This is a genomic window from Cupriavidus yeoncheonensis (assembly GCF_905397275.1).
Lineage (GTDB): Bacteria > Pseudomonadota > Gammaproteobacteria > Burkholderiales > Burkholderiaceae > Cupriavidus > Cupriavidus yeoncheonensis.
In genome coordinates, this window is record NZ_CAJPUY010000030.1 from 1 (window position 1) to 22598 (window position 22598).

A 22598-nucleotide genomic window follows, 5' to 3' on the forward strand; every position below is an offset into this window, starting at 1 on the left:
CAACCCGGTGCGCTTGCACTCAACCCTGGGGTATCTGACGCCCACTGCCTACGAGGCGAAATCGTCAGTGAAAGAACCTATCTGCCTGTCCGAAATTACTTGACCACTACATTACCGACAAAAGAACTCAAATACCTCGTGCCTCCCCGTAGGCCAATGATCAAGCGCGTGGCAGACGGTTACTCGCAAGAGGTTAGGACTGTCGAGCGTGCCGATGAAGCCTCTAGGGCGGCACGTCGTCACATTGAGCGCAGCCCCCACATCCCGCGAGCACGGTGCGCTGCATTCAGGCACCGGATGGCCAAGATGGTCCGAATCTGGAGCCCGGATTGATCCCGTCGGCACGGTCGCCACTTGATCGCGACTGACGCCTGGACATCCGCGTCGCCACCAGGCCCCGCCGCCCCGCTAACGGCGCCGATGCCGCCCCGGAAAAATATCGACGAATTTAGCTTTCAGGAGCGCCAAGGCCAAGGGCGTGCACGGCGCGCCTTGCAGCGCCGCGGCCACTCGATCCGCCGATGGCCTCCCCCCAACGCCGATTCATAGCGACACATGGCTCGGTCATCTCAAGGCGAGACCGCCTCCATCGCATCGCAGATGCGCTTGCTGACTTCCAACTGCAACGTCGCTGCAAGCCAGTCGACGAAGGCGGAGCAGACATGTAGGGTCTCGCTGACAAGCAACCGGGCCGCCGCCCCGATGCGCCAGCGGCATTGGTCTGAGAGCCGGCTTACAGGACCGGCAATGATCCCGAACGAACGCGCTGTGCCAATTCGCCCGCGGGAAGTCCCCAACACCCCCGCGGCGTAAATCCTTGCCTTGTCCATGTTCCCCTCCTTGGCGCCGCCGTTCCCAACGCTCCGTTGTCAACGTCAACTGACACTTACCAGTTGGGGTTCACCGCCCTCACGCCTAGCGACTAGTCTCGACTACAAGCTCAAACACCAGGGCAAAGGTCCCGAGGAGTTTCGCGTCGGCACCAGCGTGCGGATCCTCTTCCCAGCGCGAAAGGCGTGGGAAGCCAAGGCATTGGTCATCGAGGACGGTCTCGGCGACTGCGGCGCCGTCTGCAAGCGGTGACACCCCCATTGCTTGAGTCGAAACCGTCAGTTGGAGGATCATCATGACTGCACTGTCCGGTCCGCATTGCCCGTCGACGTTGAGGCAACTCCTCGATACCACCTGTGTCGATCAGGCATTCGAGCACAGCAAATTTTGGCCGGAGCGCGTCCGGCGCTTCCAGGTTGAGGCCGCCGCCCTCCTTGACACGCCGCTTGAAGCGTTCAATCCCTCGGTGATCGAGGCCTGGCGACAATCCAGTCTTGCTGACGGCCTGACGCCACGGGCGCTCAACGGCCATGTTTCCCTGCTTCGGGTAGCCCTCCACCTTGCCGAGCGAAAGCATTGGATCCCGGAAAATCCGGCACGCCACATACGCCCGCTCACCACGCCTCCGCCAGTGGCGCCGCACGAGCAGCCGCCCGATATCCATGCGCGACTGGAAGCGGCGATCGCTGAGCGTAACGAAAGCCTACGAAGCCACCGCGATCAAACGAACACCGAACGGCTGCAGCGTCACCAACCCCTGATGCCAGACCTGCGTGCCGCCCCATATGTGAATCATCTCGAACCAATGTATCTGGTGATGCGGGATAGCGGCCTTACCATGGCTGAGTGTGCCAAGCTCGAGCGGGATGACCTCGATCTGGCATCGGGCCTTCTCCGGAGACCCTGCAAACGCGGTGGCCATCGCCAAGTGCCGCTCTCCGATCTGGCGCTGGACGTTTTCCATCGCTGGCAACCCCAGTGCGCCCCCGTCACCATTGAACCGAGCCGACGCAAGCCGAGCACATTGATCTTTCCCGGGCAATACCCCGGCACGCCGCTGAACATCTCGCATTCCTGGAAACACTTGGTCCAGTGCGCGGGCGTTCCGGACCTGACCTTGTTTGATCTCCGGCAGGACTTCATGATGCGCCTGATCAAGCAAGGTGCAAGCCCGTCGGACCTGCTTTATCTGGTGGGCCGCGCACCGGCACGAGGGTGGAGTTGGGACTGGACCAACATGGGCGCATTGCGAACGCTGATCAACAAGGCAAGCCAAGCCTTGCGACGGTCCTAGCGATGTCACTGCAACGCCCGTCTTTGATCGTACCGCCCACGGTTTGCCTTCAGGAGCCCGGACATGCGCCAGCCAATGACCCCGGCTCAATTGATTCAAGCCTGGGATACCCAGCGTCCACCCGCTCACCGTCATGAGCAGGTGACACGGGATGTCGTGCGCCAACTCGCCTCCGCGGTCGGCCCGGCGTTGCGGCTGCCGATGTTCGCGGCGGATGCCCTTTCTAGGAGGCGTTCTATGAGCACGTACCAGGAGCTGCTCGCGCGCCGGGAGGCGCTCGATGCCCAAATCGAGGCCTGCGTCGCCGGACGTGCGGCAGCCATTCAACAGATCCGTGACCTGCTGAACGACTATGGTCTGACGATCCAGGAGGTCATGGCGGAGCCCGCCGTCCGCCAGCCAGGAAGAGCGGCTTGACCTTGAAGGTTCCCACCGCGTGGCCGAAGAAGCTCGCCACGCTCGCTTTTCGTTTCGATTCACAGGCGCTCAGCTACCCCTTTCCCGCGCGGGTGATCCCCTTGCGGACGACTGGCCGAGTACCCAAGGTTGAGCGCAACCCGTCTGTTCGAGGAGATCAGGGCGGCTGGCTACGAGAATGGCTATACAGCCCCTTGCCTTGGCTCGACGCGCCAGAGACCCCGATGCATGTGCCCGCCATTGACTCAGCACCCTCGAAAGGTAAGTTTCCAAGTAAAACGGGCATCTCGTGTTTCCAAATGGAAACCCCCATCCCGCGCAGAGACGCGAGGATCAGCGACACGAGCGCCCTCTACGCAAAGCCGACTGCGCGTATTCATTCCAGAGCCCATGATGCCCTGCTCACACGCTGAACAACCGACCCCACGGCTTTTGCCGGTGGCGGCCTCCCCCAACGAGGTCTGGATCTTGCACCGCGTCGAGCTGGTCGACCGGTCCAATGGTCTCCTTGGACCTGTCCGGGTCGCGCTGATCGCCGACGGCTTCACCCAGCACGTCATCGCTGCGGGCGTCCAATCATGCGGGTACGTGTGCTGGCCCAGGGTGCTGCTGCACCGAACGATCGGCCAGCATGGCACCCCTACGCATCTCTTCACCACGGCGTTCCGCATCGATGTGCCGGCGGGCTGCGTGTCCGTGCGCCACCTCAGCCCACGCTTGGCCCCGGCTTTCCTGAGCGAGATCGACGCGTCGCTGCGCTGCCTTTGGCAGCCCTTCGAGCCACTAGGTCCGTGGGACGGCGCCGTCCTGCGGTTCCGAGCCAGGCTGGCGCAGTGGGTCGCCGACGGCTTACGGCAGGATCAGGGGCCGGTCCTCAGCAATACCGCGCCATCTCCGGACGGCGGGCCGCCCACCCCGGCGGACTGGCCTGCGGTCCGGTTTGACGCCCGCTCGCCATCGACACAGGATTTCGCCCTCGACGCCAGTCTGAAAAAATGGCGAATCCCCGCGCGAAATGGAAGCTGATTTGGTTGAAAGACACATTGGCAGCACCGGGCATATACGCTACTGCGCGGCTCACCCATGGCGTCCATGCGGCCTGCGGTGTCCTGTATTAATTTCTGAACGCCTTCGCGGCGCCTCACGCGGCCGGGATAGTCGGTTGTAAGCCAGCATTTTCTCGGTTGCCGAAGAATCCGCGCACCCAAGCCTCGGTCACTCGATATCGGCGGCCGATGCCCGCACTCCGCCAACCTCTGAGGCTCGTCATGCAGGATACCCCGCCACCTTCCGTGACAAGGTTGCGAACGTCAGGTGCGGGGACACAAAACAGCACGAAGTCCCCTTCCTCGTCATCCCGACGCTTGAGGAAGACGTCTCTTTCTCCCAGTAGAAACAGATATTCGTAGTTCTTGGGTCGAACCCGACCGCCCTGGAGGTTGCTCCATTGCCATTTGCGAGACGCGCTATATCGATCGGCGAGATTGGACTTGCTGGCCTTAACCTCAACTCGATGCCCACTAGCAGTGAGGATGTCAAAGGGCGCCTTGTTGTGCTGGATGACGCCGGCGGTCAATTCGGCGACCAATTCTTCACCGACTCGCCCGATATAGCGCTTTTGCATACTCGCCAGCGCTCGCCTTGCCTCGGCTAACTCCGCCGCCAGAATGCGCAGCTCACCTTTCAGGGACTTCGCCTCGTTCCGGCTGGTGGCTAGCAGCGACCTCACCCGCGGGTAGTCCTGCTGCATTTGCTCTGCCGTCATCGCTCCGACCGGGAGCAGTCGAGTCGACCGCCGTATGAGAATGCTCATTGGAAGCCTTTCCGTTGCTCGACGTAGTCGAGAACCAGGGTCCATGAGAACCCATGAATACGCGCCTCTAGCGTCTTGCGCATAACCGCGATCTCGGTCTGATCCATGCCGCGGGCGATCCAATCGGAGAGGATCCCCTCCGGCGACATGTCTGCCGACTTGTACCGCTCCGAATGAAATGGCCAACCCGCACGGTTGTGCCATTGGCTGGCCCAACTCCACCATGCCTCCTGGTCAGCAATCGTCATGACGTCCGACGGAAAGAGACCGATCTCGAGGTTCACCCTTCCGCAATCCCAAAGCAACACGGCATCCTCACGCGTGACTTTTCCGTCGATCAGTCGCTCTTTCGCCTGGCTCATGTCGAGGGCCGGACAACTATCAAAACTCTTATACATGCGCACTCCCTGGACTTGAAATGAGCATAACTATGACGGGGTGCCTGTATCCTTACAACCGCCTCGGCGTGCCTGATACGACGCCCCGCGCAATTGATTGCACTGGATTTGCCGTTTTTCATCAGGAATCGGAGGGTTTCTTTTGGAAATCAAAGAGCCCACTGGCGAGAAAAATATTTTCGCCATGTCGAACGTGAGCAACGAGTGCAACTTCCCGACAACGTATGCGCTGTTGCGCGGGCTTGGTGGCCGTCCAGCCAGGCGCATGGCCGCAGTGGCATACGGGTCCATAACGAAGTTACCGACCGCTTCCACCTAAATCCGGTGACACGAGCCGACATCTCTCGACGCGCCCGCGGGCAAATCCAATGACGACCTCCACCCTCCCTCTCCGTTGACCGGGTTCGGCCATCTTCCGACGTTGGCCAACGGCATCAAGCGGACATTCCAGAGTCTTGTGCGCCCCAGATAACGGACCTTGGTGCCGCTGGCAATTCCTGCGATCCTGTAATAGCCAGCACTCTTCAGCGGCGGTCGCTAACGGAGGCAGAACGAAGCCTACCTAGTTGGCTTCGTGCGTCGAGGTACGCGATCATCCGCATCGGCCGCTACGCCGCATCGTCCCCACCGACGTCGGATAGCAATTCTGCCATCTCCTAGCCTTATCTATTATGCTTGTGGTCAGTTGGCCAGCTCCGGCTGAGGGCCCTCAGGCGAACGCTACTCTCCAGATACGCAAGTGAAGCTGGTCTCTGCATTGGGATCACTAGTTCCGTTGTACTTGGGATACTGGGGATACTTCAAAGAGGGAATCAAGAATCTGCATCAGGGCCAGCTTCGCCCGACATAGGGATACTCAGATCTGGGCCTTACCACCGTCGACGAAAAGTTCAATACCGTTGACAAAGCTCGAATCGTTGGAGGCAAGAAAGACCGCCGCCTTGGCAATTTCGTCCGGATCGCCGACGCGGCCCATTGGGATCTGCGAGGCCAGAGCGTCGAGTATTCCCTGCTGCCGTGCGGCATCGGGACCGACTAGGTTAAACAAGCCTGGCGTCTTGGTTGGTCCGGGGCTGAGCGTATTGACCCGGATGCCGCGACCCTGCAGATCAAGAATCCAGTTACGGGCGAATGAACGTACTGCGGCCTTTGAGGCGGCATAGACACTGAATGCCTTGGTGCCGCCGCTGGCGGCGGTGGAGCCCGTCAAGATGACAGATGCACCGTCCGCTAGCAATGGTAGAGCCTTCTGTACAGTAAACAGTACGCCCTTGACGTTTCGGCAAAAGGTGTCGTCATACTGCTCCTCAGTAATATTCCCGAGCGGCAGCAGCGAACCGCCGCCGGCGTTGACGAACAGTACGTCGATCCGACCCTTTTCCGACTTCACCCGATCAAACAGCGCATCCAGTTCGGTCATGTTCGATGAGTCGACCCGGATGCCGGTAGCGTTACCGATCGCGGACACCGCGGCGTCGAGTTCGGCCTGTCGGCGACCGGTGACAATGACATGCGCTCCTTCGCTAGCGAACCGCTTAGCGGTAGCCAGCCCGATACCGGTGGACCCACCGGTAACGATTGCGATCTTACCTTCAAGTTTGCGAGACATGGAAGTTTCCTTGGTAGGTTGTGAGTCGGAGCAAGAACCTCGACTTCGTCCTCTGGCGCCCGGAGGCACGCGCTCGCTCTTCACAGCAGGCAGGTCGGCGAAAGGGCTCTCCACCAACTCGTACGCTCGCAAGGGGTCGGGCATCAAGGTCGCTGCCCGACCGCACTCGCGTCGTGGCTGTGCGAAGAGGCCGACGACCTGTGCTTGATCAGAGCAACCGCGACACCGCCGATCACCGCGGCCATTGCAATGGCGAGGAAGTTCTGGACGAGCGGAAGCTTCATCGAGACCAGCAGCCCGATCACGATTGGTGCCGCGATCGCGCCGATGCGCCCGATCCCCGAGGCAAAGCCGAGTCCCGTCGAACGGATCGACGTCGGGTAGAACTGCCCGGCATACGCGTACAGCAGGATTTGCGTGCCCAGCGTCGACGCGCCGACGACGGCAACGATGAGGAACAGCGGCTGCGCACCGTAGCCGAGCAGCGTTAGCGAGACTGCGGCGACCGAGAAGAATGCGGTCGTCACCCACTTGATGTTCAGCTTGTCGGCGAGCCATCCGCCACCGACGGCGCCGACGACCGCACCGGCGTTGTAGGCGAGCAGGAAGTTCAGCGCCGAACCGAGGCTGTAGCCGGCCATGCCCATCAGCTTGACCAGCCACGAACTGAGCGCATAGAGCATGAACAGGCACGTCATGTAGGCGACCCAGAACATCACCGAGCTGAAGCCGCGGCCGTCCAGGAACAGCCTGCCTACGGTCGGACCTTCCGCCTTGTCCTCGGCAGGAACGAGGAACTCCTCGTGAGCCTCCAGCCGCATGTCCGGTCGGATCTTCCGGACCACTTCGCGTAGATGCGTGTGGTCGTGCTGCTTGATCAGGAATGGCAGCGACTCAGGCATGTACTTCAGGATGAACGGGATCAGCACCACTGCGGCGCCAGCGGCGATGAACACAGATTGCCAACCATAGGTCTCAATGAACTGCTTGCCGAGCAGCGCGGCGAGGATGCTGCCGACCGCGTAGCCGCAGCACATCAGCGTGACCATCACGCTGCGCACCTTCTTCGGTGAGTATTCGGTCATCTGCGCGGCCGCATTTGGGATCGCGCCGCCGATGCCGAGCCCGGCGAGGAAGCGCAGCACGCTGAACGTGATAGGGTCGTTGGTAAACCCGGCGGCGGCGGTGAAGGCGCTGAACAGGAACACGCAGATCGAGATCGCCCAGCGGCGGCCGATCTTGTCGGCCAGCGCGCCGAGCGCGATCGCTCCGAACATCATGCCGAACAGCGCCGAACTTGCCATGAAGCCCGCGGTCGAGGCCTCGACATTCATCGCCTTCATGATCGACGGAAGCGCGGTGCCGGCGACCGCCAGGTCGTAGCCGTCGAGCACTAGGATCACGAAACACCAAATCAGCACGGACCAGTGAAAGCTGTTGAACTTGGCCTCGTCGGCCAGTTTGTGAACATCGAGCCGGTGCATGCTTGAATGTGCAGGTGCCAGCTCAGGGCCGACTGGTTTCATAGCCTTGTCTCCATTTATCATCGGTTTGAGGTTCAGCATGCGGCGCAGTAACCACATTCGGAGCCGGGACCTCACGGTCAACGCCCGCCCTTGCATAGAAAAGGGCGGTCCCCTCAGTCCGAGCAGGCCGCACCACCCTCAAACGCGAGGGGCTTCGGGCAGACGTTCACCGCCGCGCACGACGTATTTGGCGGGATACAGTGTGACGAGAACCTCGACTTCGTCTTCCGTTGCCCCGGTGCACGCGCTCCAAATCGCGCTCACCTTTTTGGCCAGCGATAGTATGGCGCCGTCACTACGCCCATCACGGATGTGGCAGAAGATCAGCGTTTCGGAAGTGGGCTCTCCCGAACGGTAGAGGTTGTCGGGCGTGGCTTCATGGAATACGACGCTAATCAAGTCGAGCGGCGAAAGGATGATCTCCCTGATCGCGCTCGTGAGCTCGCTGGCGATCCTGGCCTTGACGCCAGCTTCGATTCCGACCTTGCATTCGCAAACAATGATGGGCATGTTGTGTCTCCTTGAAGATAGGGCTGCTGAAGCCCCAGTCTCTCGGAACGTCACCGCCTGCGATTGCATCGGGGTGCCACCACTTGCTTGGAAGTGCCATGACATGGCGTCGTGCCCCGCCAATCCAGGCCAAGCTCGTTTTCGGTGCCCCGGTGCCGGCCAGTGCGACGCATGTAGTGCCGCAAACATTGCCAACGCGTTGGGCACCTGCCAGATTGCACGTTGAGCGAGTCGGCCCTGGCGGAGTCCACCTCCGCGGTCGAGCAACTCACAGGCCACGCGCCCGCTGCGCTGACGCAGTGTCTGAACAGCCAGCCACAGGGACGCGCCGATCTGGCGCGTGAAGGCCGGCGCCACCTTCAACAGTCCGGGTAAGGGACGGTATCGGTGGAGAGTTCAGGCCAGAAAAGTCATATCGGTCAACGAAGAAAAGGCTACCTGCTCAGCAAGACATACGCGGCCGATTTGGCCTTTCGTGCAGAAAGTTCTTTCAGCGAGCACTGATGACCCCGATCCCCGGGGTCGCGGAAAGAATCGACGGGAATGCACGGCGACTCACACTCAAGAATGGATGGAGGAAACCCTTGTTGACAGGGGACTGACGGTAACATACGCTTCTTTTGCTAAACGTTCGTTTATTAAAAGCACCTCAGGTGCGGCCACGCGCCCTCTTACTCATCCATGGAGCAATTCACATGGCAGACAAGAAAGCCATTCTGGTGATTGGAGCCGGCGACGCTACCGGCGGCGCCATCGCCAAGCGCTTTGCCAAAGAAGGCTACATCGCATACGTTACCCGCCGCACTGTGACAAGCTGGGCCTTGATGTCGCGCAATGCCATGGGCGCGCTTCGCGTGAGCAAGCTGCCGACGCAGATTCCTTTTCTCTCGCGCGACGTGGAATTGTTCCCCGGCGTGCCCAAGACTGGGGCCTGGACTTCATGATCAACGAGAGTGCGGCGCTCACCGGCCGCAGTGCCGGTAGCCTGGCCTGGGCGGGACTGGCCAATACGAACTTCTGGATCGACCCCACCCTGAACATCGCAGGCCTGGCCATGATGCAGTCGCTGCCGTCCGTGGACCCGAGAACTGTGGACGTGTTCTACGGTTTTGAGAAAAGCGTTTACGCCTCGCTGAGCTGATCCCTGAAGGGCGGTCACCGCCCTTCAGGATCGAGGGCGTAGGGTCTATGACATGACTCCTTCCTTCACAACACTTTACCGGATTGACCGGCGCACGGAGACAAACATGAAAACACTAATTCGCAGACTCTTTGATGCGACTGTTGTAGTCGCGCTTTGCTACGCCGCCGCCGCGACGGCGCAGCCCTATCCAAACAAATCCATCCTGATCAAGGTCGCTTACCCGCCCGGGTTCGGGGTGGACGCTTCGGTGCGTCCATCCGCACCCGTGCTGGAACGCGCCCTTGGACAGACTCTCGTGATCGACAATATGCCCGGTGCAAACGGATCCATCGCGGCGATGAATGTGTTGAAGGCGTCGCCAGACGGATACACGCTGCTCGCGACGGCGGGCCCGGATTTACTGGTGGCGCCGCTCACGGTCGCTTCGGCCAAGTACAGGTTCGACAGCTTCAAGCTCATCGGTTCGTTCGGGATCTCGGACATGGTCCTCGTCAGTCATCCCGACCGCCCTTTCAACAACCTCACCGCGCTCCTCGAACAGATGCAAAAGCGTGGCGCGAAGGAGCTTTCCATTGCCCACTGGGGCCAGGGCACGCTCGCTCATCTCGCGGCCGCTGAATTCCAGCAGCGGGTCGGCGTCAAGTTATTGGAGGTGCCGTACAAAGGCATCGCTCCCATGGCCACGGCCGTCGCAGGTGGCGAGGTGGACCTCGCGTTTGTTCCTCTTGCGGGGCCAATCCTAGGAATGGTCCAGACCGGGCGGATCAAGGCCATCGCCTTCGCGAGCGCAAAGCGACATCCGCTCATGCCGGATGTCGCGACGCTGAGCGAGCACGCTCGATTCAAGAACTTCGAATTCGGCATCTGGACGGGCTTGTTCGCGCCCGCGCGCACAGCCGATGCCGTTGTCGCGCGCCTGAGCAAGGCCTTCCAGCAGTGGAACGATAGCCCGGAATTCCTCGCGCTCGCGACTGCGCAGGGCTTTCGCAAGCTGGACTCAATGACGCCGCAGCAGGCAGCGGCCTTCTTGCGCGTAGAGAACGAAAAGTTTGTCAACATCGCAAAGACCCTTAATCTGGCGGCGCAATAACGCTGCCGCGCCGGAAAGGCCCATACTATGACCGTTCGAGACTTTCACTACTACGAGCCCGCGGAGGGCCACGGGCTGAGCCACAACCCGCTCAATGCGTTGGTGGCCCCGCGGCCCATCGGCTGGATCTCGTCACGCGACGCGGAGGGGCGGGTCAATCTCGCGCCCTACAGTTTCTTCAACGCGTTCAACTACGACCCACCGATCATCGGATTTTCTTCGATCGCCTGGAAGGATAGCGTTCAAAACGCATCGGAAACGCGTGAGTTCACCTGGAACCTGGTCACCCGCGAACTCGGTGATCAGATGAACCAGACCTCATCACCGCTTCCGCGCGGCGAGGATGAGTTCCAGTTCGCCGGCCTTACGGCCGTGGCGGGTCGCAAGGTCAACGTCCCGCGGGTGGGCGAAAGCCGCGCGGCTATGGAATGCAAGGTGATCGACATTGTGCAATTCCGAAACACCGCAGGCCAGAAGGTAGGTGGCTGGCTCGTCTTGGGCGAAGTGGTGGCCGTGTACATCGACAAGACACTCCTGAAAGACGGCGTGTACCAGACAGCCGAGGCATATCCGATCATGCGGTCCGGCGGACTGAATGACTATGTCCAGGTCTCGCCAGACAATGTCTTTCAGATCGCGCGGCTCGCGGGCGCCAGCAGCCCATCGTCGCACGGCAAGGGATAGCACCATCCGCAAGACGGCACATGCCAAGGAGATGCAACACCCCCATGCCGGCCTGGTGCTCCCGCAACCGCCGGCCAGGGACATGGGGAGCCATGGGCTGTATTCCACCGTGGGCGGATACTTGAAATTCATCCGAATGCCCGCGATACGCCTGAACCGCTGGGTGGTCGCGCGCCGATACGCTGGTCTGCTGGACGCCGCCTGAGCACGGTCCGGGCTTTACGAATGGAACTAGAGCTTTTTACATGAGAGAAGCCTTGACACTTGGTGTGCAAGCACGTACGTTTACATAACGATCGTTTATCAAAGAAAAGCGAGTTCATGGAACCCACTACTCCGAAAGTCGCGCTGGTCATCGGCGCAGGTGATTCGACCGGCGGAGCCATCGCACGCCGGTTTGCTCGTGAAGGGTTCGTTGTCTGCGCCACCCGCCGCGATGCCGAGAAGCTCACGCCGCTGCTTGAAGAGATCCGCGACCAGGAAGGCAAGGCCTACGGCTTTGGTTCCGATGCCCGCAAGGAAGAAGATGTTGTCGCACTCATCGAGAAGATCGAATCGGAGATCGGTCCCATCGAGGTGCTCGTGTTCAATATCGGCGCCAATGTGCCGTGCAGCATCCTGGAAGAGACCGGTCGCAAGTACTTCAAGATCTGGGAGATGGCGTGTTTCTCGGGCTTCTTGAACGGTCGCGAAGTGACTCGCAGAATGGTGGCGCGCGGCCGCGGAACAATCCTGTTCACCGGCGCTACGGCCGGCATTCGCGGCGCGGCCAACTTCGCCGCCTTTGCAGGTGCCAAGCATGCGCTGCGCGCGCTGGTTTAAAGCATGGCTCGCGAACTGGGTCCGAAGAACATCCACGTCGCCCATGTTGTCGTCGACGGCGCCATCGACACCGAATTCATCCGCAACAATTTCCCCGAGCGCTATGCGCTCAAGGAGCAGGACGGCATCCTCAATCCTGAGCACATCGCGGAAAACTACTGGTACCTGCACACGCAGCCGCGTGATGCCTGGACCCACGAACTCGATCTCAGGCCCTACATGGAACGCTTCTGAGATGGAGCCAATCCACAACCATTACGACTCAATCCCATGAAAACACGGATCACCGAGCTGTTCGGCATTCGACACCCGATTGTGCAAGGCGGCATGCACTTCGTTGGCCTGGCCGAGCTGGCGGCCGCAGTCTCGAACGCCGGCGGGCTGGGCGTCATCACCGCGCTGACGCAGCGCACGCCAGAGTTGCTGGCGAAGGAGATCGCCAGATGTCGCGAGATGACGGATCAGCCTTTCGGCGTCAACCTCACATTCCTTCCGACTTTCTCCGCCCCGCCCTATCCCGAGTACATCCAGGCGATCGTGGAGGGTGGCGTGCGCATCGTTGAAACGGCTGGGCGCAGCCCTGAGGAGTACATGCCGGCGATGAAGGCGGCCGGAATTAGGGTGATCCACAAATGTACGTCAGTCCGGCATGCTCTGAAGGCCGAGAGGATCGGGTGTGATGCGGTGAGCGTGGACGGCTTCGAGTGCGGTGGCCATCCCGGCGAGGACGATATCCCAAATATGATCCTGCTGCCCCGAGCTGCCGATGAGCTCAAGATCCCGTTTGTGGCTTCCGGCGGCATGGCTGACGCCCGTAGCCTGGTGGCCGCCCTCGCCCTTGGCGCCGACGGCATCAACATGGGCACGCGATTCGTGGCGACCAAGGAAGCACCTGTTCACGAGAACGTGAAGCGCGCCATCGTCGCGGCCACCGAACTCGACACGCGACTCGTGATGCGCCCATTGCGCAACACGGAGCGTGTGCTGAAGAACGCTGGCGTCGAGAAGATCCTGGATATCGAGCGCGACAAGGGTGAGCAGATCCAGATCTCCGACATCCTTGAGCAGGTCGCAGGCGTCTATCCGAAAGTGATGCTCGACGGTGAGATGGATGCAGGGGCCTGGAGTTGCGGGATGGTCGCCGGCCTCATCGACGACATTCCGAGCGTACGCGAGCTCATCGATCGCATCATGGCAGATGCCAGCCACCTGATCGGGCAGCGCCTCGCCGGGATCCTCGAGTCAGAACAAATTCCCGGGGAAAGCGTTGCCGCCTGAGGAAGCTCGAGGTACACGTCGGAAATCCATCAGCCCAAGGAGAAAACTCATGTCCAAGACCGCGGAGTTCTATTTCGACGTCGGCAGTCCGGCATCGTATCTCGCATGGACGCAATTGCCGACGATCTGCGAAGAAACCGGTGGCACGCTTGTCTACAAGCCCATATTGCTCGGTGGCGTATTCCAGGCCATTGGCAATGCCTCGCCCGCGGCAATTCCAGCCAAGGGCGCATACACCAACATCGATTACGCCCGGCACGCAAGGCTCTACGGCGTTCCCTATCAGTGCAACCCGCACTTTCCCATCATCACGCTCACGCTAATGCGAGCCGTCACCGGCGTACAGATGAGAATGCCCGACCGGTTCCAGGATTTCCTGCGCAGCGTCTTCCATGCGCTGTGGGTCGATGCGCTGAACCTCAACCAGCCCCAGCTTGTCGCCAAAACGCTGGTCGACGCGGGGTTCGACGTCGAGGCGATTATGGCACTCACTAACGATGCCGAGGTGAAGTCGCAATTGCGCTCGACGACGGAAGAGGCCGTCAAGCGTGGTGTGTTCGGCGCTCCGACCACTTTCGTCGGCGAGCATATGTTTTTCGGCCAAGACCGCCTCGAATGGGTCTGTCACGCGCTGCAAGGCAAGCCCCTGTGATTGATCCGGCCGTCTCCGGCGGCCCGGCTCTGACCCGGCATCCAGGCTTCCCATGGCAATCTCCCATCCCAGCGACCTAATGCGTTTTCGTCCGACCGGCTGAGGGGCATCCGGCGTGGCGTCGAGAAAGAGTCGCTGCGTGTGCGTCGCGCCGGCAGCCTTTCTGTGACGCCCCATCGGTGGCGCTGGACTTGGCCTTGACACACGCTTGCATCACCACAGATTTCAGCGGAGTCGCAGGTGGAGTTCGTTCGACGAGCCGTAGCGTGCGATCGGAATAGTCTCATCGGAAGCAGGCCGCATGGCATGCTCGCCCTCCGGAACATCTCGTCTCCCATCGCGCGGTAGACTGGTGGTGAAAGCGCGAGACGATCTCGGGACGTCCGCAACCAGCCGTCGGCCCGCGTTCTGACGGCCATGTCTGTCGAGCTCAGCGGTTCGCACGTGGATTCCACCCGCTCGCGCAGCGATGCGAATCAACGTGCCTGTTCTGGCTTGCGCGCGCCGCCAGTTTGCAATAGCGGCGACATTGCCGCAGGTGCGCGTCCCCGGCACGATCGATGATGATCTTCGGGATGCCTTCGTGCCGACGCTGGATCTTGAGCCTCACGCGTGCCGGGGTGCGGGTAGCTCAATGCTGCCGCGGCGAGAAGCTTCCTTGCGGAGCTGTTGCCGGTCTTAGTGTTATGCGGCTCAAATGCCCGCGGACGAAGGTTGCATCGAGCGAATTAATGTGTCCCGCAACAGCTTCTTCTGAAGCTTTCCCGTGGGCAGGCGCGGAAATTCGAGCACAAACGAGAAGGACCGTGGAACCCTTAGCGGACCTAGCTTGCTGCGACAAAGGTCCTTCAACTCCCCGGCTAACGCGTGAGGGGCGCCTGGTTGCCGCTCGACCTGAACCACTGCGTGGACCGCTTCCCCGTACTCGTCATCGGGCAGGCCGAAGACAGCCACGTCGAGCACGCGCTCATCGGTTACAAGAATGTTCTCTATCTCTTGTGGATAGATGTTCACACCGCCGGATATGATCGTAAAATCGCGGCGGTCCGAGAGGTATAAGTATCCCTCTTCGTCGAGATGGCCTATATCACCGTAGGTCCACCACCCCTGCTTGCTTCGGCTCGCCGCAGTTTTTCCGGTATCGTTCCAGTATGCAAACTTGGCGTCCGACTCAAAGTACACCGTTCCTGTCGAGCCAGAAGCTACTTCGTTCTCATCGTCGGCAAGGATATGAACGATTCCCTCGACGGCTCGACCCACTGACCCCTTGTGAGCGAGCCATTCAAGCGAACTGATCGAACAGGCGCCGATCCCTTCTGTTCCCGCGTAATATTCCTCCAGGATTGGCCCCCACCATTCGATCATTGTCTCTTTGATATGAATGGGGCAAGGTGCGGCGCCGTGCATCGCTAAGCGATGACTGGAAAGGTCAAACTGCATGCGCAGGCCCGCATCAAGGCGCAGCAATCGATGGAACATCGTCGGAACCCATAAGCTGTGGGTAACCCGGAATTTTTCCATGGCATGGAGCGCCTGAACTGCATCAAAGTGCTCCATTACCACAGCGGTACCGCCGAAGGCCAGGGTCGCCGAGACGTTTCGGTGCGGCGCGGCATGATACAGAGGTGATGTGCAGAGATAGACCATGGACGTATCGACGCCCGGCTTGCTGGCAAACGAAGCATCGCGCGGGTCCATGTCATGGAACGATATGGGAGGAATCGGCTTGCGCACACCTTTTGGCCGCCCGGTGGTCCCGGACGAGTACATCATCTCCCTGCCGCGAGCCGGATCATGGATTGATGTCACGGGGCACGCACGAAGCGCGTCCTCGAGTCGCTCAAAACCGGGAATATCGCCCCCAAGGGCGAAACATGCTGCGGAACCAAAATCGGCCGCTAAGAGACCGGCGCTGCTGACGGCGGCGACTGAAACGAACACAGCGCGCGCTCCGCAATCGCGCGCGATATAGCGTAGGTCCTCGGCGCTTAACTTGGTTGACGCCGGCGTAAAAACGACGCCAGCGCGCTGACACCCCCATCCCAGATACAGGAACTCGGGGCAATTCTCGACGCAGAAGAGCACAGCGTCTCCGGTCTTGATCCCGGCACTGCGGAGAAGATTGGCAACCCGATTGGCCCCCTCTTCCAGTCGGAGATACGTGATTTCGCGCCCGCCAGGTATGAAGACTGCCGCAATCTTATTGGGCATGGTTTGCGCGTAGTGCGATGGATGAGCCATGTCGCCTCTCACGAGAAAAGGGAGAAGCCAGGCGCACGACGCGCGAAAAAGGCCGCGAGCGCGTTCTTGGGATCGGCGGACCTGACACGCCTGGCAAACTCTGGCAGTTTGAGGTCGGTAGGATCGAGCTTTTCCTCTTCTTCACTTCTGCGAAAGAGCGAACGCGTTGGCCGAATCGCGGGAAGCTCCATCGTGTGCGCTAACGCTGTTCCCGCGGGAATGTTGAACAGGCCGCATTCAGCCTGCTCTTGCACGGTGCAGGGCTCGGCAAGCGGAAGCAACTCAGTCGCCTTAGGCGTCCCGACGTTGTTCGGCGGCAATTGACATGACTTGAACTCCGGGCAAAGTCCGAAGCTCGATGTTGCTTCTGAGGCATCGTCATTTCCGCTCGCGAATGCTTCTTCGCTGTCGTGTATCACCACAGCGCGAACTTCGCCGCGTCTGCCAGTGTCTCTGATTGACTCAGCAAGGGCTCCGTGCCTATCAAAAGTGATGGCATTCTTCCCCTCCAGTCTGTAAAGGCCAATGAGCATGACGCCACGGTCGGATACGACTTCTATGTACTCCATTGCAGTCTCCTAAACACCGCGCCGATTTGCATCGGCTTAATAGGGTCGCCAGCCCGTTATAGGCGACGATGGGTATTGCACTGGACACCGAGCCGTCCCTGCGGGATCCGCCTCACCCGCTGTGCCACTATTGGTCTGGCGATCGAGGGTGCTGCTCACCGTAGCCAGTCCTTTCTGGATGGCGGCCGCGCTGATATTTGAGCAGCACCACATCGAAACCTGCCGCTTCGTCTTGGCGGCATGGCGCAATCGAAGAAGCGGCCAACTGGGGGCGGGCTGGGGCCGGTTCGCCGACCGTCAGCACATGCGGCTATCCCGCGGCCTTGACCATGTCCTCGACCACCTTCTTGGCGTCGCCGAATACCATCATGGTCTTGTCCATGTAGAACAGCTCGTTATCGAGGCCCGCGTAGCCGGCCGCCATTGAGCGTTTGTTCACGATGATGGTCTTGGCCTTGTACGCCTCCAGAATAGGCATGCCGGCGATTGGAGAGTTGGGGTCGTTCTTGGCCGCCGGGTTGACCACGTCGTTGGCGCCCAGCACCAGCACCACGTCAGCCTGGCCGAACTCGCTGTTGATGTCCTCCATCTCGAACACCTGATCGTAAGGCACCTCGGCCTCGGCCAGCAGCACGTTCATGTGGCCCGGCATGCGGCCTGCCACCGGATGGATCGCGTACTTTACCGTCACCCCGTGCTCCGTCAGCTTCTCGGTAAGTTCCTTGAGCGCATGCTGGGCGCGCGCCACCGCGAGGCCATAGCCCGGCACGATGACCACCGTCTCGGCATTGCTCATCAGGAAAGACGCGTCATCCGCCGAACCCGACTTGACGTTGCGCTGCTCGGCACTGCCGCTGGCCGCGGCCGTCCCCGCACCGCCAAAGCCGCCCAGGATCACGTTGAAGAATGAGCGGTTCATGGCCTTGCACATGATGTACGACAGAATCGCACCGCTCGATCCCACCAGCGATCCGGCGATGATCAGCATCGGGTTGTTCAGCGAAAAGCCGATGCCGGCCGCCGCCCAGCCCGAGTACGAGTTCAGCATGGACACCACCACCGGCATGTCGGCGCCGCCGATCGGGATGATAATCAGCACGCCGAGCACGAATGCGATCGCCAGCATCAGCAGGAACGGCTGCCAGTCCTGCGTGAGGAAGAACGCCACGCCAAAGCCGAACATCGCCACGGCCAGCACCAGGTTCAGCATGTGCTGGCCGGCGAAGACCACCGGCGCGCCTTGGAACAGGCGGAATTTGTAGCGCCCGGCGAGCTTGCCGAACGCGATCACCGAGCCCGAGAACGTGATGGCACCGACGAAGCAGCCGATGAACAACTCGACGCGGTTGCCCATCGGGATCGCATGCGAGCCCGCTGTGCCGATGCCGAAGGCCGCTGGCTCGGCGACTGCCGCCACCGCGATGAACACCGCCGCCAGGCCGATCAGCGAGTGCATCGCCGCGACCAGCTCAGGCATCTTGGTCATCTCGACCTTCTTCGCCACGTAGGCGCCGATGCCGCCGCCTACCACCAGCGCGCCGAGAATCAGCGCCACGCCCGTGCCGACCGATGACTGGCCAGCGCCGGCGGGAAGGAATTCCTGCTTGAGCTTGACGATCAGCGCCACGGTAGTCACTGAGGCGATCGCCATGCCGGCCATACCGAAAGCATTGCCCTTGCGGGCCGAGGCCGGGTGCGAAAGGCCCTTGAGCGCCTGGATGAAGCAGACCGAGGCGGACAGGTAGAGCAGCGTTACCGAATTCATGGACAGAAAGTTCATCGCGCCGCCTCCGCCACCAGGTCATCGGCCACGGCCTTGGTACCGGCCTGGGGCGCTGCCTTGGGCGCCTTCTTTCGGAACATCTCCAACATCCGCTGGGTCACCATGAATCCGCCGAACACATTGACCGCGGCCAGCGCCACGGCTAGCGCGCCCATGATGCGGCCGGCGGGACCTTCGGTAAGGCCTGCGGCCAGCATCGCGCCGATGATGATGATGGCCGAGATTGCATTGGTCACGGCCATCAGAGGCGTATGCAGGGCGGGTGTGACCGTCCAGACCACGTGGTAGCCCACGTAGATCGCGAGCACGAAGATGATCAGGTTGATCACCGTGTGGTTCACCATTTCCATTAATGTCTCCTTAACTGGCCAATGCCATCTTGTCGCGCCGGGTCGTCAGGCAGGCCTCGACAATGTCGTCTTCCAGGTTGATGGCGAGCTTGCCTTCCTTGTCGATGATGAGCTTCAGGAAGTCGAGCACGTTGCGGGCATAGAGCGCCGAGGCGTCGGCCGCGACCATGCTGGCCAGGTTGGTATGGCCAACCAGCACCACGCCATGCCGCTCGACCACCTGGTCGGCCACCGTCAGCGGGCAGTTGCCGCCTTGCGCGGCGGCCAGGTCGACCACCACTGAGCCGGGTTTCATCGCCATCACGGTCTCTTCCTCGAGCAACACCGGCGCCGGGCGGCCCGGAATCAGCGCGGTGGTGATCACGATGTCGGCCTGGCTGGCGCGCTGGTGCACCAGCTCCGCCTGGCGGCGCATCCAGTCCGGCGGCATCGGGCGGGCATAGCCACCCACGCCCTGCGCGATCTCGCGCTCCTCCTCGGTCTCGAAAGGCACGTCGAGGAACTTGGCGCCGAGCGACTCGATCTGTTCCTTGACCGCTGGGCGCACGTCGGAGGCCTCGATCACCGCACCCAGGCGCTTGGCCGTGGCAATCGCCTGCAGGCCGGCCACGCCGGCGCCGAGGATCAGCACGCGCGCGGCCTTGACGGTGCCGGCGGCGGTCATCAGCATCGGCATGAAGCGCTGGTAGTGGTGGGCGGCTTCGAGCACTGCCTTGTAGCCGGCGATGTTGGCCTGCGACGAAAGTACGTCCATGCTCTGCGCGCGTGTGGTGCGGGGTGCCGCCTCGAGCGCAAAGGCGACGATGCCGGCCGCAGCCATACGCGCGTTGTTTTCGGCGTCGAAGGGATTGAGCATGCCGACCAGCGTGGCACCGGGCTTCATCTGGCCAAGTTCGGCCTCGTCCGGCGCGCGCACCTTCAGCACCAGTTCGGCGCCGAGTGCCTGCGCGGCGGTGCCGATGCGGGCGCCCGCGGCCTCATAGGCCGAGTCCGGCTGGCTTGCCCTAACTCCGGCGCCCGCTTGGACAATGACTTCGTGACCTTGCGCGACGTATTTCTTGACCGTCTCGGGCGTGGCGGCAACACGGGTCTCGCCGGCCCGCGTCTCCTGCGGGATACCGATCTGCATCTCGTCTCCTTATGATGTTTTTTCCTGGAGTGGTACCCGGCGGGGCCAGCCTTCCATTCTAGATTTTTCTGCCCCTCTTAAGGGCCATCGTTGTCGCTCACCGTGCGTGCACGCTGTCCCTGCATCGTGAGGCGCGCCGTGGACAACGGTTCGCTTACCTTAGTCGAGCTTTCGCGTTCTCAATTTCTTCCTCCAAATCGCGCAACTGATCCTTCCCAAAATACATCTCGTCGCCGACAAAGAACGTCGGGGAGCCAAACGCACCGCGTTCGAATGAGTTCTGGGTATTCGCCAGCAAGATCTGCTTGACCTCGGGATCCGCAATGCGGGCCTCGAAGCCTTTTCCGTCCAAACCGGCGACGTCCAGGGCTGCCGAGATGACGGCGGGATCATCCATCTTCAAACCTTGTTCCCACATGTTTGCGAACACGGAATCTACGTAGGGCATAAAGGTGCCGTTCTTCTCGGCAGCCACAGCCCCGCGCATGATCTGCAGTGTATTGACGGGCCAAAATGGATTGTCCCGATAGGCGGTCAGTCCGTGCTTGGTGATGAAGCGCTGGATCTCCAAACGCCCAAATTCCGGCTTGTTCTTGATACCCGCAAAAGCCTCCGCGGGAGAGCGATTCCCGGTTAGCCTGAACAGTCCCCCAAGAAGCACCGGAATATATTCGAACTTGACGTCCTGCCGTGCCTCAATAGTCGGAATGACTTTGTGGCTAAGGTAGGAATTCGGGCTGCCGAAATCAAAGTGGAATTGAACTCTTACACCGCTCATGGTGTCTCCTAATAGATGACGTGGTGAAATTTTGGTGGAAGGTTTAGCAAAGCCCGCTTACCTGTTGCGGATCTGACGACGGAAACTGCACGATCCCTGTCGAAATCGGCGCAAGCTTTGCTAGCGCGGCTATACAGCCTGCCCAGGTACGGGACTCACCGACAACAAGTGCTGGCGAGCAGATCGGGCAACTTCGAATTTTCCTCGCGCATCGTCTGCCGATTCCGCCGCTACCGTGATGACACCTGCCAGCTCGAATTCAGCGTTTAATACAAAGAGGGAGAATATCTGTACTGCCTGGTGCGTAACGTCCCCATTTCCACACGCCGTGTCTTTCATTACTATCCCCGGTTGGATCCTCTGTATGCTGGCATCCAATCGCCGCGATACCAGTTATTGATCTGATGTGACCGAATACCGTGTCCCAATGGCGATTTACGCTACCTCGAACAGCCCCGCTGCCCCCATACCACCACCGACACACATCGTGACGACAACGTATTTCTCTCCACGGCGTTTGCCCTCAATCAGGGCGTGAGCCACAAGCCTTGCACCCGTCATGCCATACGGGTGCCCGATGGAAATCCCGCCACCGTTCACATTCAATCGGTCCGGATCGATTCCGAGGCGATCGCGACAGTAAAGAACTTGGCACGCGAACGCTTCATTCAGTTCCCACAGACCGATATCGCTAACCTTCAACCCATGCCGCTCCAGGAGTTTCGGGACCGCAAAAACTGGGCCAATACCCATTTCCTCGGGCGCACAGCCCGCCACCGCGATGCCGCGGTAGATACCAAGAGGCTGCAATCCGCGCCGCTCGGCCAGGCGGCGATCCATCAGGACCGAGGCCGAGGCACCATCCGAAAGCTGACTTGCGTTTCCTCCGGTGACGACCCCGCGGTCGATGACTGTCCTGAGCTTTGCCAACCCCTCCACCGTTGTGTCGGGACGGTTCCCTTCGTCGCGGTCCAGTAGCACGTCACGGAAACTGATCTCTCCTGTCTCCCTATCCTGGATGGCCATGGAGGTTTGGAAGGGTACAATTTCGGCCGTAAAGCGGCCCATCTCCTGGGCAAGCGCCGTACGGCGCTGTGATTCCGCCGCGTAGACATCCTGCGCCTCTCGGGAAATGCCATACCGCCCTGCGACGAGTTCAGCGGTCTGCAGCATCGGCATATAGGCATGTGGAACCCGCTCGATCAATTCCGAGTCGGCCGCACTCGTCATCCATTCGACAAAACGGTCCTGAACCAACGAGATGCTCTCTTGCCCTCCTGCCACCACCACATCCATCTCGTCCACAATGATTTGCTTTGCTGCGGTGGCCATCGCCATCAAGCCAGAGGCGCATTGCCGGTCGATGGACTGACCCGCGACGCTGACCGGAAGTCCGCCGGCTAACGCACTAAGACGGCCGATGTTCATGCCGGCCGTGCCTCCCGGCATCGAGGTACCGATCACTACATCCTCAATCTCTTCCCCGGCGATTCCGGCACGCTGAACCGCATGCGATATAACGTGCCCCATGAGGGTCGGCGATTTGGTGTTGTTCAGCGAACCCTTATAGGCGCGACCGATCCCGGTCCGTGCCGTCGAGACAATGACTGCTTCCCTCATGCTGCCCTCTTGATGATGTGAATACCGGGGTGGACATCCCGCTATGACCGCGTCTCGCTG

Annotated in this window: 22 protein-coding genes and 3 pseudogenes; 10 read left to right on the plus strand and 15 right to left on the minus strand. The window is 61.0% G+C overall.

Annotation, left to right across the window (positions count from 1 at the left end):
• Positions 1-569: 569 nt before the first annotated feature.
• Entirely contained in the window at positions 570-830 is a 261-nt protein-coding gene (locus tag KHO22_RS28715) for a hypothetical protein (RefSeq protein ID WP_211950577.1), read from the minus strand.
• Between the two features lie 85 nt (positions 831-915).
• Positions 916-1128: a hypothetical protein gene (locus KHO22_RS28720; protein WP_211950578.1), complete on the minus strand. Its 213-nt coding sequence runs from the start codon at positions 1126-1128 to the stop codon at positions 916-918.
• Here KHO22_RS28720 and KHO22_RS28725 point away from each other — a divergent pair.
• The 3 genes from KHO22_RS28725 to KHO22_RS28735 all read left to right on the plus strand — a co-directional run bounded on the left by KHO22_RS28725 (position 1127) and on the right by KHO22_RS28735 (position 3568).
• Positions 1127-2125 (plus strand): tyrosine-type recombinase/integrase, encoded by a 999-nt coding sequence (locus tag KHO22_RS28725; protein ID WP_211950579.1) that lies wholly within the window; start codon positions 1127-1129, stop codon positions 2123-2125. The genes KHO22_RS28720 and KHO22_RS28725 overlap by 2 nt on opposite strands.
• Positions 2126-2188: 63 nt before the next feature.
• Positions 2189-2542 (plus strand): hypothetical protein, encoded by a 354-nt coding sequence (locus KHO22_RS28730; RefSeq protein ID WP_211950580.1) that lies wholly within the window; start codon positions 2189-2191, stop codon positions 2540-2542.
• A 468-nt stretch (positions 2543-3010) separates the two neighbouring features.
• Positions 3011-3568 carry a hypothetical protein gene (locus tag KHO22_RS28735; RefSeq protein ID WP_211950581.1) on the plus strand — a complete coding sequence of 186 codons (558 nt, stop codon included), beginning with the start codon at positions 3011-3013 and terminating at the stop codon, positions 3566-3568.
• 115 nt (positions 3569-3683) lie between these two features.
• Here the strand turns inward: KHO22_RS28735 and KHO22_RS28740 are convergent, their stop codons facing one another.
• The 5 genes from KHO22_RS28740 to KHO22_RS28760 form a co-directional block, all read right to left on the minus strand.
• Positions 3684-4292, minus strand: a complete 609-nt coding sequence (locus KHO22_RS28740) for a hypothetical protein (RefSeq protein WP_211950582.1) — start codon at positions 4290-4292, stop codon at positions 3684-3686.
• 59 nt (positions 4293-4351) lie between these two features.
• A complete protein-coding gene (locus KHO22_RS28745; protein ID WP_211950583.1) occupies positions 4352-4753 on the minus strand; it encodes a hypothetical protein in 402 nt (133 codons plus the stop codon).
• Between the two features lie 856 nt (positions 4754-5609).
• Positions 5610-6362 (minus strand): SDR family oxidoreductase, encoded by a 753-nt coding sequence (locus tag KHO22_RS28750; RefSeq protein ID WP_211950584.1) that lies wholly within the window; start codon positions 6360-6362, stop codon positions 5610-5612.
• 143 nt (positions 6363-6505) lie between these two features.
• Positions 6506-7846, minus strand: a complete 1341-nt coding sequence (locus KHO22_RS28755) for an MFS transporter (protein WP_211950627.1) — start codon at positions 7844-7846, stop codon at positions 6506-6508.
• 180 nt (positions 7847-8026) lie between these two features.
• Positions 8027-8398 (minus strand): tautomerase family protein, encoded by a 372-nt coding sequence (locus tag KHO22_RS28760; protein ID WP_211950585.1) that lies wholly within the window; start codon positions 8396-8398, stop codon positions 8027-8029.
• Positions 8399-9093: 695 nt separating this feature from the next.
• On the opposite strand from KHO22_RS28760, the pseudogene KHO22_RS28765 reads away from it, so the two are divergent.
• The 7 genes and pseudogenes from KHO22_RS28765 to KHO22_RS28795 form a co-directional block, all read left to right on the plus strand.
• Positions 9094-9201 (plus strand): annotated as a pseudogene (locus KHO22_RS28765) (short-chain dehydrogenase); the annotation flags it as partial.
• Between the two features lie 137 nt (positions 9202-9338).
• Positions 9339-9539: a hypothetical protein gene (locus tag KHO22_RS28770; protein WP_211950586.1), complete on the plus strand. Its 201-nt coding sequence runs from the start codon at positions 9339-9341 to the stop codon at positions 9537-9539.
• A 106-nt stretch (positions 9540-9645) separates the two neighbouring features.
• The gene (locus KHO22_RS28775; RefSeq protein ID WP_211950587.1) at positions 9646-10632 is read left to right on the plus strand and encodes a tripartite tricarboxylate transporter substrate binding protein; all 987 of its coding nucleotides are present in this window, start codon (positions 9646-9648) and stop codon (positions 10630-10632) included.
• 27 nt (positions 10633-10659) lie between these two features.
• A complete protein-coding gene (locus KHO22_RS28780; RefSeq protein ID WP_211950588.1) occupies positions 10660-11316 on the plus strand; it encodes a flavin reductase family protein in 657 nt (218 codons plus the stop codon).
• Positions 11317-11637: 321 nt separating this feature from the next.
• Positions 11638-12372, plus strand: a pseudogene (locus KHO22_RS28785) (SDR family oxidoreductase).
• Positions 12373-12408: 36 nt separating this feature from the next.
• On the plus strand, positions 12409-13416 hold the full coding sequence (locus tag KHO22_RS28790; protein ID WP_211950589.1) for an NAD(P)H-dependent flavin oxidoreductase: 1008 nt from the start codon (positions 12409-12411) through the stop codon (positions 13414-13416).
• A 49-nt stretch (positions 13417-13465) separates the two neighbouring features.
• A complete protein-coding gene (locus tag KHO22_RS28795) occupies positions 13466-14068 on the plus strand; it encodes a 2-hydroxychromene-2-carboxylate isomerase (RefSeq protein ID WP_211950590.1) in 603 nt (200 codons plus the stop codon).
• A 499-nt stretch (positions 14069-14567) separates the two neighbouring features.
• Here KHO22_RS28795 and KHO22_RS32685 read toward each other — a convergent pair.
• The 8 genes and pseudogenes from KHO22_RS32685 to KHO22_RS28835 form a co-directional block, all read right to left on the minus strand.
• Positions 14568-14751, minus strand: a pseudogene (locus KHO22_RS32685) (IS110 family transposase); the annotation flags it as partial.
• 10 nt (positions 14752-14761) lie between these two features.
• Positions 14762-16309, minus strand: a complete 1548-nt coding sequence (locus KHO22_RS28805; RefSeq protein WP_211950591.1) for an AMP-binding protein — start codon at positions 16307-16309, stop codon at positions 14762-14764.
• Positions 16310-16317: 8 nt separating this feature from the next.
• Positions 16318-16878, minus strand: a complete 561-nt coding sequence (locus KHO22_RS28810) for a Clp protease/crotonase-like domain-containing protein (protein ID WP_211950592.1) — start codon at positions 16876-16878, stop codon at positions 16318-16320.
• Between the two features lie 310 nt (positions 16879-17188).
• Positions 17189-18658 carry an NAD(P)(+) transhydrogenase (Re/Si-specific) subunit beta gene (locus KHO22_RS28815; protein ID WP_211950593.1) on the minus strand — a complete coding sequence of 490 codons (1470 nt, stop codon included), beginning with the start codon at positions 18656-18658 and terminating at the stop codon, positions 17189-17191.
• Complete coding sequence (locus KHO22_RS28820) at positions 18655-19011, minus strand: NAD(P) transhydrogenase subunit alpha part 2 (RefSeq protein WP_211950594.1); 357 nt, start codon at positions 19009-19011, stop codon at positions 18655-18657. Before KHO22_RS28820 ends, KHO22_RS28815 begins: the two co-directional genes overlap by 4 nt.
• Before the next feature lie 10 nt (positions 19012-19021).
• Positions 19022-20140, minus strand: a complete 1119-nt coding sequence (locus tag KHO22_RS28825) for a Re/Si-specific NAD(P)(+) transhydrogenase subunit alpha (RefSeq protein ID WP_211950595.1) — start codon at positions 20138-20140, stop codon at positions 19022-19024.
• Between the two features lie 154 nt (positions 20141-20294).
• Positions 20295-20918, minus strand: coding sequence for a 2-hydroxychromene-2-carboxylate isomerase (locus tag KHO22_RS28830; RefSeq protein ID WP_211950596.1), 624 nt, complete (start codon positions 20916-20918; stop codon positions 20295-20297).
• A gap of 435 nt (positions 20919-21353) precedes the next feature.
• A complete protein-coding gene (locus KHO22_RS28835) occupies positions 21354-22538 on the minus strand; it encodes an acetyl-CoA C-acyltransferase (RefSeq protein WP_211950597.1) in 1185 nt (394 codons plus the stop codon).
• Positions 22539-22598 lie beyond the last annotated feature (60 nt).

What these genes read in the sequence shown, in the direction of transcription:
- KHO22_RS28780 (WP_211950588.1), top strand. Translation starts at nt 10,660, where the DNA reads ATGACCGTTCGAGACTTTCACTACTACGAGCCCGCGGAGGGCCACGGG.
- KHO22_RS28730 (WP_211950580.1), top strand. Translation starts at nt 2,189, where the DNA reads ATGCGCCAGCCAATGACCCCGGCTCAATTGATTCAAGCCTGGGATACC.
- KHO22_RS28805 (WP_211950591.1), bottom strand. Translation starts at nt 16,309, where the DNA reads ATGGCTCATCCATCGCACTACGCGCAAACCATGCCCAATAAGATTGCG.
- KHO22_RS28770 (WP_211950586.1), top strand. Translation starts at nt 9,339, where the DNA reads ATGATCAACGAGAGTGCGGCGCTCACCGGCCGCAGTGCCGGTAGCCTG.
- KHO22_RS28755 (WP_211950627.1), bottom strand. Translation starts at nt 7,846, where the DNA reads ATGCACCGGCTCGATGTTCACAAACTGGCCGACGAGGCCAAGTTCAAC.
- KHO22_RS28790 (WP_211950589.1), top strand. Translation starts at nt 12,409, where the DNA reads ATGAAAACACGGATCACCGAGCTGTTCGGCATTCGACACCCGATTGTG.
- KHO22_RS28820 (WP_211950594.1), bottom strand. Translation starts at nt 19,011, where the DNA reads ATGGAAATGGTGAACCACACGGTGATCAACCTGATCATCTTCGTGCTC.
- KHO22_RS28795 (WP_211950590.1), top strand. Translation starts at nt 13,466, where the DNA reads ATGTCCAAGACCGCGGAGTTCTATTTCGACGTCGGCAGTCCGGCATCG.
- KHO22_RS28760 (WP_211950585.1), bottom strand. Translation starts at nt 8,398, where the DNA reads ATGCCCATCATTGTTTGCGAATGCAAGGTCGGAATCGAAGCTGGCGTC.
- KHO22_RS28830 (WP_211950596.1), bottom strand. Translation starts at nt 20,918, where the DNA reads ATGAGCGGTGTAAGAGTTCAATTCCACTTTGATTTCGGCAGCCCGAAT.
- KHO22_RS28715 (WP_211950577.1), bottom strand. Translation starts at nt 830, where the DNA reads ATGGACAAGGCAAGGATTTACGCCGCGGGGGTGTTGGGGACTTCCCGC.
- KHO22_RS28825 (WP_211950595.1), bottom strand. Translation starts at nt 20,140, where the DNA reads ATGCAGATCGGTATCCCGCAGGAGACGCGGGCCGGCGAGACCCGTGTT.
- KHO22_RS28740 (WP_211950582.1), bottom strand. Translation starts at nt 4,292, where the DNA reads ATGCAGCAGGACTACCCGCGGGTGAGGTCGCTGCTAGCCACCAGCCGG.
- KHO22_RS28775 (WP_211950587.1), top strand. Translation starts at nt 9,646, where the DNA reads ATGAAAACACTAATTCGCAGACTCTTTGATGCGACTGTTGTAGTCGCG.
- KHO22_RS28810 (WP_211950592.1), bottom strand. Translation starts at nt 16,878, where the DNA reads ATGGAGTACATAGAAGTCGTATCCGACCGTGGCGTCATGCTCATTGGC.
- KHO22_RS28835 (WP_211950597.1), bottom strand. Translation starts at nt 22,538, where the DNA reads ATGAGGGAAGCAGTCATTGTCTCGACGGCACGGACCGGGATCGGTCGC.
- KHO22_RS28815 (WP_211950593.1), bottom strand. Translation starts at nt 18,658, where the DNA reads ATGAACTTTCTGTCCATGAATTCGGTAACGCTGCTCTACCTGTCCGCC.
- KHO22_RS28745 (WP_211950583.1), bottom strand. Translation starts at nt 4,753, where the DNA reads ATGTATAAGAGTTTTGATAGTTGTCCGGCCCTCGACATGAGCCAGGCG.
- KHO22_RS28750 (WP_211950584.1), bottom strand. Translation starts at nt 6,362, where the DNA reads ATGTCTCGCAAACTTGAAGGTAAGATCGCAATCGTTACCGGTGGGTCC.
- KHO22_RS28725 (WP_211950579.1), top strand. Translation starts at nt 1,127, where the DNA reads ATGACTGCACTGTCCGGTCCGCATTGCCCGTCGACGTTGAGGCAACTC.
- KHO22_RS28720 (WP_211950578.1), bottom strand. Translation starts at nt 1,128, where the DNA reads ATGATGATCCTCCAACTGACGGTTTCGACTCAAGCAATGGGGGTGTCA.